We start from the raw sequence: 15,519 nt of genomic DNA on the forward strand, positions 1-15,519 counted from the left end.
CTGAGCTGGCCCCTGAAATACCAGACAGTAGATGTATCTTAAAATAAGAGATAGGCTTGGATATATGTCTAACACTAGTTCTAATTTTGAGATGGCTGGCGTTTTGTTAGGAAAAGAGGTGCGTAAACGTAAAACACCTCAGGAAAAAAATCGCAATTATTCAACAGACTATGGATCCGGGCATGACGGTGTCCCACGTGGCGCGTTTGCATGGAATTCAGCCCAGTCTGTTGTTTAAGTGGAAGAAACAATACCAGGAAGGAAGCCTCACTGCTGTGGCTGCCGGTGAAGACGTTGTTCATGCTTCTGAACTGGCCGCTGCAATAAAGCAGATTAATCAGCTTCAGCGTTTACTGGGTAAGAAAACCATGGAAGTTGAGATCCTCAAAGAAGCGGTGGAGTATGCACAATCGCGAAAATGGATAGCGCATGTGCCCTTGTTACCTTCGGACAAGGAATAGCCCCGGTAAGCCGTGTTCTGGGCGTGCCACGTGCGCAGTTAACATTACGGATGAAGGCATCTGATAACAAGCCAGATAAACGGCGTCAGAGGCGCGATGAGGCTGCGGATGCAGAAGTCTTATCGCGCATCCTGGATATCATTGGCGATATGCCAGCATACGGGTATCGCCGTGTCTGGGCGATACTCAGGCGGCAGTCCCGAAATGAAGGACTACCGTTCGTGAATGCAAAGCGTGTTTACCGGATAATGAGCGAAAATAGTCTGTTGTTGTTACATGACAAACTATCACGACAACATCAGGAATATCAGGGCTGCATAAGCCCCCGCTATCCACCTTCCCGGAATCACGATTCTTTGTTTTCCTCTCATCAGAAATACACCACCACCGGCGTCAGGCTTCCCTGCCAACGTTTTACCGGTTCCTCAGCACCGGGGAAATTCACCCGCACATCACTCAGGGATGTCCCCCAGACACCGGCAATATGCTGGCTGCCATTCTCCTGTGACAACAGCGACTCTGCCCCCGAAATAAACGCATCATAACGTGCCGTCGAGCCGGCATAGTCCGGGGTCCATTCATAGCCGTTCACCTGCTTTTCGGCCCCCAGCGTGGTCACCTCTCCGCTGACCACGCTCCAGCCCTGACCACCAGTAATATTGTCCTGCCATGCCAGAAGATGGCGCATCGTGCACGTGATTTCCCCGTAACGCACCTGTCCCCGGGCCGCAATACGGGGAGATGATGGCACCACCTGAAGTAATGTCACCGACGGCTGCAGCCCCGGACGGGCAGTTGTCAGTGATGTGGTATGTCCGCCAAGAATATAAAAATCCTGCCCTCTCCGGCTTTCTCTGACCATGCCGCTTTTACCCGTTGTCAGACCGGCCTGCACGGCGTCTGGTGCACTCATCCGCACAGCGCGGGGCTGCCACTGCCAGGACACATCGCGGACATACAGCGTGCCGCTGAATTCCGTTACCCCCACAGCCATTCCCTCCTGCCAATGGCCCGGAGGAATAATCAGGGGTTGCGCCAGCACACTGGCTGAAGTCAGAAAAAACAGAGCCGGAAACATACCGGACTTCAGACGATGAATAATATTCAGCACCGGACCGTCCTCCTGCTTACTGGTACTCAATACTTACCGGCAGTGACACCCGCCAGCGTTCCGGCATCATGCCGTTCAGACGTAATTCACCACTGCCTGCCACAGTCTGTGCACCATACGCACCTTCAACCTGACGCAGGGAGGCATCACTGAAATGACTCACTCCCGAATAACCACTGATGGTCATTGTCTGCAGCCAGCCGGGGCCTTCGCCACTGAACATCTTCTGCAGAACACCCGGAATATCAGAAGCCTTCATGGCTGTGCTTTCACCAGGCAGACCATTCACATTCAGGTCGTCATACACACCGGCATACGCCGGCTGTCCATCCTTCACATGGAGCAACACCCCCGCAGCCTGCATTCTGAAAACAAATGTGCCTGCCCGGACGTTATTATCTCCGGTGACAGGCAGCGTCACCTCCGCCACGCCTGGTGCTGTCCATTCAAGCGAAAATCCCTCAGTACCCTTTCCGTAACTGACCCGGGGAGAAAGCCCCTCACGTCCTGCCGGTGTGGTCAGGGTGGTTTTTCCCAGTAAAACGGTCATCGCCGGCAGTGCGACCGGAATTGCCTGCTCACCGTCACGAACACCGCGGCTCTGTTTAACCTCCAGACCTTCATTTCCCTGTCCGACTTTCCATACCCACGGATTACGGGTGCTGGTCACCGGGCCTTCCAGCTTAAGCTCTCCGCTGAAATCTTCTCCCGGCGTGTTCCAGGCCAGTACACAGGAAGGCAGGAGGCTGGCAGCAAACAGAAACAACGTCACCTTTTTCACTTCTCTTCTCTCCTTATATCCCTGCAACCATCACTGTACCGTGACCGTCACATTCAGCCCCGCCTGCCATGCTGCAGGTGTACCCTCCGCCGGCAACCGCAGTTCAAAATCCGACACTACAGAGGCATATGCCGCAGCCAGATTCATCACCCGACCGTCAGCCAGTATCCCCTGAGAGATGACCTGACCATTGTCTGCGGCACTCATGCCATTGCCAAAACCCTGGTTCATCAGAAGTAATGTGGAAAGGCGGGTTTTCAGCCACTGTGGCAACGTTCCTGACTGTACATCCGTCACGCTCTGTCCGCTGACCAGCGACATCCCTGCAGGCACTGCCGTCCCCTCTTCCTGTGCACCGGCACTGACTGCCATCCCCTGATTCAGGGTGAAAGAAAGCTGCCCCGACACATTTCCCGTTTCCGGGTCACGTACCGGGACAGAGGCGCGAAAACGTTGCGCCGTAGTGCCACTGCCTTCCTTTACGGCGAAAGGCTGTCCGTTACTGCTGAAGGTAATCAATGGCGTGAACCCGGGACCACCGCGCTCAGCCACCTCATGCAGATGTCCCTCCAGAAACGGCAGCGCCCCTTTGTCACGCAAATCAAAAACAAGCTGTCCGTTCTCTGTACGTGCATCGGCAGTATCCACTGACCAGGTCTGGTCAGGTGAACTTATCTGCCAGGTCCATTTCGGTGCTTCGTCAGTGACAAAGCCATTAAACTGAATTTCTCCACCATCAAGAATATCTGCATGAGGCGCAGCCGAATAAAACAGGGCCACCGAAATAATGGCAGAAAGAAGGGCTTTATAATAATGCACTATTTTCATTGTTATTTACTCTGCTCTGTTCCGGAGTATATAAAAATAAAAACCAGATCATTCAAAAGTGTTCCCACTGAAAACAATACAGAACCGACATGCATCACAACGCATTCCGACAGAAAAAACACCTGTTCCGATATCCCGGTTCTGTATATTCAGACCACCGGAAACAGTGGCCTGAATTTTTAATCAGCAGCAAACGGTGAGGTTTTACTGCCGGATGCTGCTGAATTACACGTAGGAGACAGTAATCGGCAGAGAAGCGTTCCACTGAACTGTGCCGTCAATCTCCTTATCAAGGGAGATATTGATTTTTGAGGATACAGGGATAGCTGATACATAAAAAGCGCTAAAAGTATGCTCGGTTTCAGAAAAATCCACCTTCCCTGCAGAAGCGCTATCACTAATATCCTGAGGATTATAATTTTTTGCTACGTCAGCAAACACTTCTCCCGCAAAACCCAAAGGATCAGGATGTACTGCCTCCGGCTGTTTAGCTACCCCCCCAAAAAAGCCACTCCCACTATCAGTGGCATATACTTTATAGACACCCTGCCCATCACTACCCTTGAAAGAAGCTATTGCAGCAGCCCCCATAATAGTCTCAGCTTTACCAAGACTCTCACCTTGAGAATCTTTTATGTTCAGAGTTAATGATGCCGTCCCCGCGCTAAATGACTCCATATCAACCGCATCACCATAACTAATCTGCGGAGAAATACCCTGCTGTCCCTTAAATGCATCAGAAGTCTGAGTACGAATACCCAAGAGCGGAATAGCGCTCTTCAAAGAGATCTCAGCAGTCTTCTGGCCTTTCTCGAACGTTGCATCCAGACCTTTTACCACATCGCCAACTTTCACTTCCCACGGCCCCTGCAGGGATGCCGGACTAAATATCCCCCCCATTTCAACTGAACCACCCAAACCGTTTGGAGTCCACGCCATTGCATGACCGGATACTGCAGCAGATGCAGCCACAGCCAGTGCAATCAGAGTATTTTTCATAAAATAAATTCCTTAACGTTTCATAAATAATAAACTGAAATTAGTAATCCTTATTTACCCTGAATTACCGCAAAACCATCCCCTGCGGATTCATTTAATTAACCGCATTTCATTAAACACTGTGTTTAACTCAGAACAGTTTTACGTTAATCCCGTTTAAAAAACGGCAAATCCCTTTACCAATTACGGCTCTCCAGAGCCGTGAGATACATGTATCTATGCCAAAGATGAATTATCAGCCTTCCACCTGCAGCGCTATCTGCAGATTTCCCCGGTAGCTGACCGGTACTTCCAGCTCTGCTGGCGCATCCGTTCTTAACTCAACCAGCTTCTGTACCTCCGGTACGGTTATCACCACATCCTCACCCTGCTGTCTGGCGCTGAGTGCCACTTTCTTTCCGTCAACCATCAGGGCTGTCTTCAGCGTGATGTGGGCTTCCCCGTTATCTGGCAGCACCTGCTTCACCGTGATATACGCCAGGCCACCTGATGCCGCCCTGAACTCTGCGTTACGGATGGTCAGGCTGCCGGGAAGAGGCGTCGTGTCTCCACTCCGGTACAGCACCGGGTCTGTCGGTGTACGGGTCACCTTCACCACGCTGTTACCTGACACATGACCGTTCACCACCCCCAGATACTGCGTTTTCTCGCTGTATTCAGCGGACAGTGCTGCCTGAATACTGAGTGCACTCAGGACCAGGGTGGCTGCCGTCATTGTTTTCTTCATTTATTACCCCTCTGTTCCGTGTTCCGGAGAGCGGTTATTTTTTATCTGCCTTATCAGACGGATTAATCGGCGAATCAGATGCTTTCTGCCCGGAAGGAGCCGCAGCCTTTTTCTGGTTAATTGTCCAGGTCTGCAGGCTTCCCCAGTCATTCAGGGAGTCCACTTTCACCACATTCCTCTTCACCTGTACTTCATCACCCGGCATGAACATCAGCAGTTTCTGTGCCGTCTCATTATCCGTGGCAATTTTCTTCCCGTTTCCGTCCAGCAGACTGCCAATCGCAAAAACGTACGGCGTGGTGTTCACCAGCATGGTCCTGCCATCCGGGCGACTCTGCAGGCTGATGCCCTCTTCTGCCCCCTTGCGCCCTTCAAGCAGTGCCTTCGGTCGGTAGAACAGTTTCAGCTTCGTGCGCAGTGCCACTGCAATACCGCTTCCCTCCAGAGCCGGCGGAATATCCTGCAGGTTCAGCCAGTACACCGACTCTTTATCCTTCGGCAGATGATCCGAGGCCATGATGATACGCAGTGCCTGCTGACCCTCCGGCTTCACTTTGAAGAAGGACGGCGTCACCACAAAGGTCGGACGGGTGTCCTTCTCCACGATATTGTCCACCCAGGCCTGACCACCAAAGGTACGAGCCTTGTCATTGTTGGTGACCGTGATGGTCAGCGCATCCTTGTCCCCGCAAAAGATATAGCGGGTCTGGTCTGCCGCCAGGGAAGCCATCGCACTCTGACAGGTCATCATCAGCGCCAGGGACACCCCCAGTGCTTTTGTCACCCGGTTGGTGAAAAACGTCGTTACTGCGTTACGCTTACTCACACGTAATCTCCTGTAGTTTCTCAGTATCCTGCAGTTTTGCCGCAGGTATCCGGCACTGGCCCAGGGTGATATCACCGGGCGCATCCACCATGTTAATCATCAGCACACCATTGTTGGCCACAAAGCCCAGCGGTGTGTTCTTACTGTCACGTGCCCAGGTTCCCCCCGGCACAAACTCACCGTCACGCTGCTTCACCTGCAGCAGGTAACGCTTAACTTTCAGGGCATCAAACGGCATCCACACCACCGCCTTGTCCGTCGGCACCACCTTCTGACTGGTGTTCGTCAGTTCGGCACTCAGCGGCAGTGTGCCCGCATCAATCGTCACCGTGTTCCAGTCATAGCTGTTCAGCGGTACCACCAGGTTGCCGTCACTGTCAGTCTGTCCGTCTCCGGACGTCACCTTCACTCCGGGGGTATCCTTCACGTTCACCACAGCCACGGTGTCCCCGGTCGTGCGGCTGAACATAATGTCTTTAGCCGCCGGAACGGCCAGTACCGAACCGCTGACCGAGACAGAACCACTGGTTCCGCCGGACTGCGAGTGGTTCAGGGCACCATTCAGATAAGCCCGGTCACCACTGTACGACGCGTTCAGATAACTGCTCACACCACCACCGCTGTCACGACCACCGCCCAGGCCATAGCTGAAACGGTCATTCAGCGAGCCGGACACACCGGTGCTGAAGCCTGTGCCACCGTCTTTACTCGTACTCACCGACGTACTGCTGCTGTAGCGACGTTCAAACAGTGTGAACGGTACCGATACTGACGCCGATGCAGACCAGTTGTTTCCCCCCCGGGTGTTCCGTGAACCGGACCAGCCCAGGTTAAGACTGACACCCTTAATCTGTGTGCTCAGGGTGCCGGTAATCCCCGTGTCCTTACCGTTGTCATCGCTGTACCGGTAACTCCCGGTCATGGATGCGGGGTAATAGCTCCGCTGCCAGCCGGACACCGACAGACTGAACAGTCCACCCACCGGCTGACTGACACCGGCATTCCATTCATCCTTCGTCCGGCGACAATGATTTGACTGCGACCACAACTCTGTCGGGTCAAAGGAGGACATGTCCTCATATTCCTCACTCTGCCGTGACCAGCTCACCCGCAGTCCGGTGTTCGTCATCTCCAGTTGTTTACTCCAAGATAGCTGCACCTTATTTCCGCTGCGGCTGCCGTCACGGTATTTTGCCGTGGCATAAGCGCCGTCAGCAGATACCGCCCCCAGATAACTCAGTCCCAGAACAGCCCCGGCGCTGACACCCTGCCAGTCCTGGTTAAACACCCCCCCGGTGCGCAGCGTCAGCCCGTCCAGACCGTAACCGTATGACGCCGCAAACACACCGCCTTTCAGGTCACTGTCATCGTCAGGCAAACCGGCTGCCACACTGAACTCGTGCTGCCCCGGACTTAACTGCCCGGCCATCACCGACAACGGGAAGTTCTGTACCTGCTCGCGCCCGTCTTCACCGGTGATTTTCATGGTCACATCACCACTGGTGTACAGCGGCACATCCGTGATGGAGAACGGACCCGCCGGCACCATCTCCGAATGCAGCAACCGCCCGTTCTGCGTCAGCGTCACCCTCGACGGTCCGTTCGCAATGCCGCTGAACACCGGGGTATACCCCAGATTGCCCGGCTTCATGCTGTTGTTCCGGCTCAGCAACACTCCGTACGTTCCCGTGCTGCCCAGCAGACTGTCCCCGGTGGATGTTTTCCCGACAGCCAAGTCCGCACTCAGTGCGCGGATGGCCCGGGTGGCCGTAAACATGTTTATCGTGGTGGAGTTATCCCCGCTGTCACCGCCGCTGGCCGTGGCAGAAGAACTCACCACCCAGTGCCCGATATTGGCTTTCAGGTCCGCTGAGCCAAAGACCGAGGTGTTATTACGGCCGGTGTTGGCGTTCGCGTTATAGTTCACGCGAAATGCACTGGTCCCGTAATCCCAGTCCACATTCTCCGGCATCTTCACCAGCCCCTTCTGGGGAATGGACAGCGCCAGACTCTGGGTGGAAACATCAAAATCCACCTTCACTGACGGGGCTTTTGTCAGCACATAGCACTGTCGTGTGGCGTCATATCCCTCACGAAAGTAATCTGCACTGACGTAAATCCCGGCCTTCGTCAGCCATGCCTCTGTCAGACACAGTTCATTACTGTCCTGTGGTGTCACATCCAGTATCTGTTTCCCGGCCTCCTTCCCGTTCAGGGACAGGTCAACCAGATAACGCCCCGGCGCATAGCTGCCGTTCAGGGCTGCCCAGACTTCCGGATTAACCCCGGCACCCCCCTGGATAAAGGACATATCCAGTTTTTCACCTGCAATACCTGTGGCACTGGCAAAAGCAGCTGATACGGCAAGCGCGTATACAGTCCGGAAAAATACGAACAAAATTGATTCAGCGGCTACCTTATACCCTTGCACACACAATCCTTTTCTCAGTTACTGATACGTCACCACAAAGGTCAGTGCCCCCGAGTATTCCCCCGCCTTCACATTCGCCGGAAACACCGGCTGCGCACGAAAACGGAACAGCCCCTTAGCGGCAAACTCCACCGGGTAATTCACCGAATGACTGTCCTGAGTCAGACGTCCGCGATAATCAGCCTGTGTATCCACTGCCCGCACATCCACGCGAATACCCTCACCAGCACCGCGGGTGACCACGCCCCCTGCGTCCAGCTGCCCCGGGTTACCAAAATCCAGGGTGGCGACCTGCCCGGCCTTAAAGGCAGAGCAGCCCTGAACCGTGGCGCCGGACTCATACAGACGCACAGTGAAGTCACGCGGTGGTACGGATGCTCCCGTGGACTTGCGGTAAGTCCCGAATGTCAGCCGGTCACTGTTACCGGAACTGTCCGCATCCACCACCACATGACAGGCCGAAGCCACAACATCCATAGAAAATATTGTTTTTTGTCTCCCTTCCGCCGTTTCTGTCAAAGCCAGGAGCCATGTACAGGCAATAAAGAAGAAACAAATAAAACGCAAAAAAAAAAATAAAACACCTCCAGGAGGGCATCATTTCATTCTTGCAGCGAATATCCCCCCTCCAGCAGAAAAAACAAAATTATAAAACATTATTTAAAATTAATTTCTTTAAAAACATACAGTTAAGAAAACCCACAAAAATGCATTACACAAAAATAAATTTGCGCATATATAAGCACTAGCCAACATTAATGCGCGTTGCTTCTGCAAAAAAAACATCCTGAACACCATGCATATCAGGATGAAACTGGTTTGCGATATAACAACAGCTAATATCAGATAATGGGAAGGGATAAGATCATAGAGAGGCGCACCAGCCATATTCCGAATAAGGAGAAAACACCAGCAGTAATACATGCAACAAAGCAGGCGGACGAAAAATCTCGTCTTAATACAGAAGGTAATATTGTACCGTCATGAATACCTCATTCGCATAGCTAAACTGGAAAGGCCCCTCTGAACAGGCAGAGAAACGGGTGAACAGCGCCCCGGCAGCGTGGCTCATGAACTTACCGGATCTGCAGGTAAAAAAATATCCGGATCAACACCTTCGCCACTTCCAGTGTATCCAGCAGGAGGATATGTTTACAGATTACGATCGGCAGTTCAGTGCTTAACGTGAAGGAGAATCGCTGACGAAAATCCACGATGTGTACATCCGTAGCAAAAGTGCAACAACGGGAAAATAAAATATATCAATGATACCGTACAGCATTGTGAAATTCGCGGGTTACCAGAACCAGAACAACTGACTATCAGGCAGGTGTGGCTCAAACCATTACTGGCTTCGCTACATGCGAGGATAGAGAAAAATGCCACACAGTCGAGTAAATTCAGACTGGAAAAAGTGTTCAGCTATGTTCTGAATCAGAGGGGCGCACTCAGTTATTACAGTGAGGTCGATCTGGCAGAGACGGATAATAACCATACGGAAAGAGACCTGCGTGCTGTCTGAACGGTGTTGCACAGAAAGCGTATCAGCACCATGTTCTGAGAGTTCTACCAGACAGACTCACCAACCGGGTTGATAAACTCAGTCATAGCACTCATCCACAAATACTGTATCCGGTTAACACGTACGAACTATTTATTACTAATGTGGCTGAGAGCTACAGTTGGATACTTATGCTCGAAAATCAGGAGGGTAAATAGATGATATTTTATGTCCATCAATCAGCGGAAGCGTTCAGGAAGGAGTGATACAGTAAAGAAACCCCATGATTCCAGCATGGGGATAGTTGCCGGAAACCTGACCAGGTTGAACAGACCGAGCATTGTCAGATTTCCGGCGTTGGATTACAGGCAATTCCAGCTTTCAGACCCAGCTAAGTGGGTACCTGCATATACGAAAATAAACAGATAAATATATCTGTTTATTAAACAAGAATACAGGTTATATGATTTTCTATCTATACTGATGGAAATATCATCAGTATTAACAAAACCGAATTATCCAGAAGGGTATTTTCCTTTTATCAGATGAGCACAATGCACTGTATGCCGTGTAAACGGCATGGAAGGCGGCACTCCGTTGTTGCATATGATACCGGAGTAAAACCGCCGAAGCCCGGCGTAAGCCGGTACTGATTGATAGATTTCACCTTACCCATCCCCAGCCCTGCTAAGCCATATCCGCTTTCAGCCATGAGAGAGCTTCTGTGCGCGGTCGGAGTGGTCCCGACGAGGGTTTACCCGAAGTCGGGGCGTATCTCCGCGTTAGCGGGCCGTGAGGGCCGCTTACGAGCGTGTACTGAGGACTTTCAGCCAGAACACTAACAGCCATGATGGAATATAGTTACAACATTCATAATTAAAAGCGATGTTGTTCCCGCCCTTCGGGCGGGGGCGGCCTCGCTTTTCAGTTATGAGGGGTGGGCACGGTGCTGCGTTTGTGTGGTGTTTTTTATTCTTGATGTTTTCGCGGTGGTTTCAGAACGGTGAGGTTAGGGGGCCCGCGCGTCAGCGTGGGAGGTGCTTTTAGATTCTGAGCGGCGTGGCCCTGGCCGCTGCAAGCGAAGGCCTCTTTGTATTTGTTCACAGTGGTCTCAGAGATAAAGACTTTCCCTGCGGCGAAGCAACGCAGGGGATTAAATAATGGGGTTAAGACTATATTGCAGGTTTGCTGTTTCAGGTTTGCAGCTTCTTAAGGTTCTTTGTTTGCGGATTTATGTGGATAACTGAAACAACGTGGCCATGTTTTGATGGCTGATGCATGGTTTTATGGGCAAATATGCCTCTCTGAGGAGATTTAAGGTGATTACTGCGGATTTTGGGCTGAGCGGAACCAGCGCCGAAAGCCCCGGAGGGGCTGGCGATGATTCAGTGCTGAAGGTATGGTGCTGTCTAGTGCGGCGGTGGCGCAGCCAGCGTCAGTTCAAGCTGACGCAACTCCCTGATGGCCAGTCGCTTCAGATGGTCATCGGAACAAAAATAGGCTTCATCCGGCGGCAGACGCTTCCTGAGATACTCTGCCATCTCATGAATCTGCTGGTCGGCAGGCAGTTTCTTCAGGCGTCTGGCGCGCTTACTGGCTGCCGCTTTTGCACGACGGTGTTTCAGTGCATCCTGACTGCGCTGCAGATACCAGCGTTTTCTGGCCGCATGTACGGAGATATCTTCATCCTCACGCAGAACACCTTCCCGGATGAGCTGCTGACGGATTTCACTTTCACGCAGTCGTTTCTGCTGCTGTTCGTGAAGTTTTACCATGTCGACGCCCAGCATCTGCCACCCTGCCGGTGTTATCCAGACGTACCGTGGCAGACGCTGGCGGGTTTCACGGTCCCACAGGGTTTCCTCTGAAACACCCAGCACACCAAAACGTACCTGTTCGGCCAGCAAACGGGAAAGGCGGGAGACCGTCACTTCCAGTTCCGGAATAACCTTCCCCTTGCTGTCTTTCGGGCTGATTTCTCTGGCCAGACGGGAAACACTCATGCCTACGGTATGTGTGCCCGCATCACTGAAGCTGACCAGAACCGGCCAGATGGCATCGAGGAGGCGTTGTTTTTCCGGACGGAAAGCATATTTGCGACCGGCATACGTTCGTTTCTGCACGTAAAAAGGATGCAGAGACATACGCATGCGCAGGCTCTGCTCGCCGGTCATCGGGTCCTTTTTCACCAGACGGTTGTAGGCGTGCCCGAGCTGCCCGCTCAGCGCCTTATAGCGATCAGGACGATACCAGGACGGATTTTCGCATTTGGGTTTGGTGGAGTGCTCACCGCGACGACGCTTCGTGCGCTTCCTTTCCGGTTCAACCAGGAAAGTGGTCGCCCTTCCCGCTTCATAGTCTTCCCAGAAACGGATCTGCTCTTCGGGTGCTAACTGACTCCAGTGTACTGCGTTATATGGAGTATTCTTCAGACCTGCCACAAGCTGTCGCTTATGGCGGAGCGATTGTGCCGTGTATTTATACACTGCACAGGGTTGAATCTCTGGTACGGTTTCATTATACTTTACCCGTATTCTGTGAGGCCCCCACTATCTTTCGTCGTTCCGCCAAGTTCGTAAGAAAGATAGTGGGGGTTTTCCTTTTATGGCTTCCGGAACATCTTCAGTCTTCTGACTTACTGCCCGTACATGCCATCTCTCCTGAATGCCTTATGGCGCATTCTGCCGTCCGGCTTTCGCCGGTTTGCTCCACAGAGTGCCACCCTCTGCACAGCTAATAACAGCCGAAATATACCCGCTTTACGTTAATTTGAAAAGCATTACAACGATCTCTTCTCTTCCAGTGCCTCCTCACTGATACATCTAATGAGTTAATCTTGACCAGCATCAAAAAAATAAAATCTATTTTTAAAAGCAGATTTTTCTGCTTTAGATCCTTCTTTTGGATTAAAAGATCGACTTTTGTTCTACTCACGATCATTTATCTTACAACCGATCCACCCAACAGAATAATATTCTGTTTTAAGACAATTAAACGATCTAAAAAACCTTTAAAAAATAATTTTGTAGATCATTCGATCGTAAATAGAATGATTCTTAGATAATAAAACCATTTGTTACACAGCCCGCCAATTGTGTAACAACAGCCTCTACAAGAGCATATTTGTTCATATGTTCGTCAGAACTGCGGATTGTCTGGACGAGGGTCAGACACCGTTTCGTGCATATGGACCAGCATGTTCGAACGCCACAAAGCAGAAGCATCATGCCTGGATCGCTTCGGCGCGGAGCGTTAAGTTTTGACGCTTTTTTGTATATTTTTTAAGCTGTTAGTTGACTCGGTAAGTTATACTAAGTACCCTTTACTGGTCACAGGCAAAACTGTGATCGGGCGTAGGAACCCGCGTAGTCATCGTCGGCGCAGAAGTTAATTTCTTCATTTGGCGTCGTTTTTTGCCATACCATAAAGACAGGAACTTGTATTTCTTGTCGTCATCTATGGTAGCTCAGGCGGGGCAGGCATTAGCCTGGCCGGTTTCCGATGACGCCGGTATTCCTACCCCCGTCTGGGCTATCACCAATGAGCGTAGGAACTCGGTGATAGCGTTTTTAGTTGTCATCGGAGACCTTTGCTATGTCACCTCAAATGATACAGAAACTACCGGCCATCACTCTGTTGGAAGGCATGTTTCCCGAGCTATCAACAAACCAGCTTAAAGTCTGCGTTTTTTACGCAATGGGTGTTCCTTACGACGCCATTGCTCAGAACTGTCGGCTTTCTCCCGAAACGGTACGAACCTACCTGAAGCGAAGCCTGAAGAATTTAAATCTGGAAGGATATGATGCACTTCGCTCTGCTGTGCTGATGCGAACTTTCGTTTTCATGATTAGCAATACAGCTAAAGAAAACGAAAAAATGTGAACAGGTGTCCCCATTAAAGGGGACACTTTCATGGAAATTGCATTTTGCACTTTACAGGCGATCCCAAATTGATAAACATAAACACCAAGCACAAGTTACTTTAATAAAGCAAATCACTTCAGACGGTGTCCCAGTTATTTGTATCTGGCTCATGCCCGATACTCTGAACTGACGTGCTGATGTTTTATTTCGCGTATCACAATACTGTGCCACTGTATTGCTGATATTAGTGCTTAGCCGTTCTTTATCTGTGAGTTCGCCAAATCACCGATACAGAACGTACTAGAGTCTGCTGGTTATATGCCTGTCAGAACTGCAGTTTATCCAGATATGGGCTGGACACTGCTTCAGACATATGATTTAGCATATTCGCCTGACATCGCAAAATCGTCCATCATGGATCGGTTTTGCGCGGAGCGTTGAACTTCGTGAATATAGAACACCTGAATAACCGGAACTGGTATCTTGCGCAATATAATACAGCCGGCAAAAACAGAGAATCTTTATTCTCATGGCTGAATGAGCAAAACGTCGTACCATGGACTCCATTAATAACAAGAAAGATAAGACGGGCAGACTCCAGGTGCTGTTACCGTGAAAGAATATTCGCTATTTTTCCAGGGTACTTTTTTATTCTGGCTAATTTTGACATTCACCCAGTATCAGCATTACGTCGACATAGCGCCTTCATTGATTTCGTGAAGTTTGGCGGTGAAATAAAACCCGTAAATAAAGATATTGTTGATGGATTAATGAAGATTTACCCGGACCCTGTGCTAAATCCGGGAGCCAGGGAAGAGCTGAATGCGGCTTCCAGCATATGGCTGACAAAAGCACAATATCAGTATCTCCTCAGAATGGAAAATACTCTCCAGCCTGAGTCGAGGATATCCCTGCTCCTGGAACTGGTATCAAATGCCGAACATCACGGCTTTATGGAGCGCCTTGTAAACATCCCATAGCCAGTATTTCCCGGCCTTCGGGCCGGGCTTTTTTCAATTCAAGAGAATATTCCGGAGTGAAGCCTGCACGAAGCCATCCCCACCATGGACTCCCCCTGTCTTTTGATGGAACCGTGTATTTCTTAATGGCGAAAGAAATAAAAGGCTTCACCCCAGAGTATTGATTCGTTTTATCAAAGGCCGGCCCGTGCCATCACGTGTGGCGGAGAGAACGGATACCGGTCTTCTTTTCATCTCACAGTAGGACATTCGCATGACCACGACAGAACATCCCGTGCGCCAGTTGCTCTGGTGTGCACTGAATGCCCTGAAAACGGCACAGGAAAACCACAATATAACCAGTGAAACCGGATTACGGCATTACCTGCTTGAATGGCTTTCTGGTGCCAGCAGACATCCTGAGTTCCGTAGTCTACCTGGCGAAATCATGGCGTTAAAAGCATTGACCGAAAAAGATCGCAATATTCCCATCATCGGAACGCTGAATACGCTCTTTCTCAGCTCTGCCACTGTCGGGGAATGTCCGTTGTTTTGTTTTCGGGCTGCACTGGGTAAATTACAGAAAGCAGGCTGGCGCACATATGTCTGCCCATGGCCTGAGAGGGTGTTCAATGAATCCATTGAACGGGCCTGTTCCGGGAAACGTCATCTGCTACAACTAAGTCGCACCGAAGAGTGTTTTCTACCGACAGGCGATATGAGGGCACCAGTTACGTTGCAGCTGATCACTCCACTACACCGCAAAACTATGCAGCTTCTGGAAACGGCAGAGTTAATATTCTCCGACGAAGGATTTCAGGTGGTGAGAGGATACGAACATCAATTCGGGATCGAACGCAGAGAAACCCTCTTTCACACCCTATTTATCGGGCTGCCCAGCTTGCCAGAAGATGTCTGGGGTGCAACACAGGAGCAGACGACTATCACATTACATAGACTGGCCCCCTGAATCTCCAGACAACCAATATCACTTATTTAAGTGATAGTCTTAATACTAGTTTTTAGACTAG

Annotated in this window: 14 protein-coding genes and 1 pseudogene; 6 read left to right on the forward strand and 9 right to left on the reverse strand. The window is 50.9% G+C overall.

The genetic code is table 11. The features are described 5' to 3' along the window. Positions 1-91 precede the first annotated feature (91 nt). Positions 92-761: pseudogene (locus tag ATB02_RS20305) on the forward strand (transposase); the annotation flags it as partial. A 70-nt stretch (positions 762-831) separates the two neighbouring features. Here the strand turns inward: ATB02_RS20305 and faeJ are convergent. From faeJ to ATB02_RS20350, 8 genes are all read right to left on the reverse strand, one after another. Further along, positions 832-1,572 carry a F4 (K88) fimbria accessory protein FaeJ gene (gene faeJ / locus ATB02_RS20310; protein ID WP_089640768.1) on the reverse strand — a complete coding sequence of 247 codons (741 nt, stop codon included), beginning with the start codon at positions 1,570-1,572 and terminating at the stop codon, positions 832-834. 16 nt (positions 1,573-1,588) lie between these two features. Further along, a complete protein-coding gene (gene faeI, locus ATB02_RS20315) occupies positions 1,589-2,353 on the reverse strand; it encodes a F4 (K88) fimbria minor subunit FaeI (RefSeq protein ID WP_089640767.1) in 765 nt (254 codons plus the stop codon). A 30-nt stretch (positions 2,354-2,383) separates the two neighbouring features. Beyond that, the gene (gene faeH / locus ATB02_RS20320) at positions 2,384-3,181 is read right to left on the reverse strand and encodes a F4 (K88) fimbria minor subunit FaeH (protein ID WP_089640766.1); all 798 of its coding nucleotides are present in this window, start codon (positions 3,179-3,181) and stop codon (positions 2,384-2,386) included. 225 nt (positions 3,182-3,406) lie between these two features. Then, a complete protein-coding gene (locus ATB02_RS20330) occupies positions 3,407-4,180 on the reverse strand; it encodes a F4 family fimbrial subunit (RefSeq protein ID WP_105272151.1) in 774 nt (257 codons plus the stop codon). Between the two features lie 235 nt (positions 4,181-4,415). After that, positions 4,416-4,907, reverse strand: coding sequence for a F4 (K88) fimbria minor subunit FaeF (gene faeF / locus ATB02_RS20335; RefSeq protein WP_089640764.1), 492 nt, complete (start codon positions 4,905-4,907; stop codon positions 4,416-4,418). 34 nt (positions 4,908-4,941) lie between these two features. Further along, positions 4,942-5,733: a fimbria/pilus periplasmic chaperone gene (locus ATB02_RS20340; protein WP_089640763.1), complete on the reverse strand. Its 792-nt coding sequence runs from the start codon at positions 5,731-5,733 to the stop codon at positions 4,942-4,944. Further along, on the reverse strand, positions 5,726-8,131 hold the full coding sequence (gene faeD / locus ATB02_RS20345) for a F4 (K88) fimbrial usher FaeD (RefSeq protein WP_425535438.1): 2,406 nt from the start codon (positions 8,129-8,131) through the stop codon (positions 5,726-5,728). Before faeD ends, ATB02_RS20340 begins: the two co-directional genes overlap by 8 nt. Before the next feature lie 51 nt (positions 8,132-8,182). Further along, on the reverse strand, positions 8,183-8,707 hold the full coding sequence (locus ATB02_RS20350; RefSeq protein WP_089640773.1) for a fimbrial protein: 525 nt from the start codon (positions 8,705-8,707) through the stop codon (positions 8,183-8,185). A gap of 745 nt (positions 8,708-9,452) precedes the next feature. Between ATB02_RS20350 and ATB02_RS27105 the strand changes: the two genes are divergently transcribed. Continuing rightward, complete coding sequence (locus ATB02_RS27105) at positions 9,453-9,686, forward strand: IS66 family transposase (protein ID WP_353653193.1); 234 nt, start codon at positions 9,453-9,455, stop codon at positions 9,684-9,686. A gap of 1,388 nt (positions 9,687-11,074) precedes the next feature. Here the strand turns inward: ATB02_RS27105 and repA are convergent. After that, positions 11,075-12,106 carry a plasmid replication initiator RepA gene (gene repA / locus ATB02_RS20365; protein ID WP_089559551.1) on the reverse strand — a complete coding sequence of 344 codons (1,032 nt, stop codon included), beginning with the start codon at positions 12,104-12,106 and terminating at the stop codon, positions 11,075-11,077. A gap of 972 nt (positions 12,107-13,078) precedes the next feature. On the opposite strand from repA, the gene ATB02_RS27110 reads away from it, so the two are divergent. From ATB02_RS27110 to ATB02_RS20405, 4 genes are all read left to right on the forward strand, one after another. Beyond that, positions 13,079-13,342, forward strand: a complete 264-nt coding sequence (locus ATB02_RS27110; RefSeq protein WP_024178332.1) for an ash family protein — start codon at positions 13,079-13,081, stop codon at positions 13,340-13,342. Further along, complete coding sequence (locus ATB02_RS20385; protein WP_000074855.1) at positions 13,260-13,547, forward strand: helix-turn-helix transcriptional regulator; 288 nt, start codon at positions 13,260-13,262, stop codon at positions 13,545-13,547. Before ATB02_RS27110 ends, ATB02_RS20385 begins: the two co-directional genes overlap by 83 nt. 428 nt (positions 13,548-13,975) lie before the next feature. After that, positions 13,976-14,509 (forward strand): transcription termination/antitermination NusG family protein, encoded by a 534-nt coding sequence (locus tag ATB02_RS20395; RefSeq protein WP_001303319.1) that lies wholly within the window; start codon positions 13,976-13,978, stop codon positions 14,507-14,509. Positions 14,510-14,762: 253 nt separating this feature from the next. Next, a complete protein-coding gene (locus ATB02_RS20405) occupies positions 14,763-15,458 on the forward strand; it encodes a conjugal transfer protein TraC (protein WP_089559555.1) in 696 nt (231 codons plus the stop codon). Positions 15,459-15,519: the final 61 nt, after the last annotated feature.

It is taken from the genome of Escherichia sp. MOD1-EC5189, assembly GCF_002966045.1.
Taxonomy (GTDB): domain Bacteria; phylum Pseudomonadota; class Gammaproteobacteria; order Enterobacterales; family Enterobacteriaceae; genus Escherichia; species Escherichia coli_F.

What these genes read in the sequence shown, in the direction of transcription:
- faeH (WP_089640766.1), bottom strand. Translation starts at nt 3,181, where the DNA reads ATGAAAATAGTGCATTATTATAAAGCCCTTCTTTCTGCCATTATTTCG.
- ATB02_RS20330 (WP_105272151.1), bottom strand. Translation starts at nt 4,180, where the DNA reads ATGAAAAATACTCTGATTGCACTGGCTGTGGCTGCATCTGCTGCAGTA.
- faeF (WP_089640764.1), bottom strand. Translation starts at nt 4,907, where the DNA reads ATGAAGAAAACAATGACGGCAGCCACCCTGGTCCTGAGTGCACTCAGT.
- ATB02_RS20385 (WP_000074855.1), top strand. Translation starts at nt 13,260, where the DNA reads ATGTCACCTCAAATGATACAGAAACTACCGGCCATCACTCTGTTGGAA.
- ATB02_RS20405 (WP_089559555.1), top strand. Translation starts at nt 14,763, where the DNA reads ATGACCACGACAGAACATCCCGTGCGCCAGTTGCTCTGGTGTGCACTG.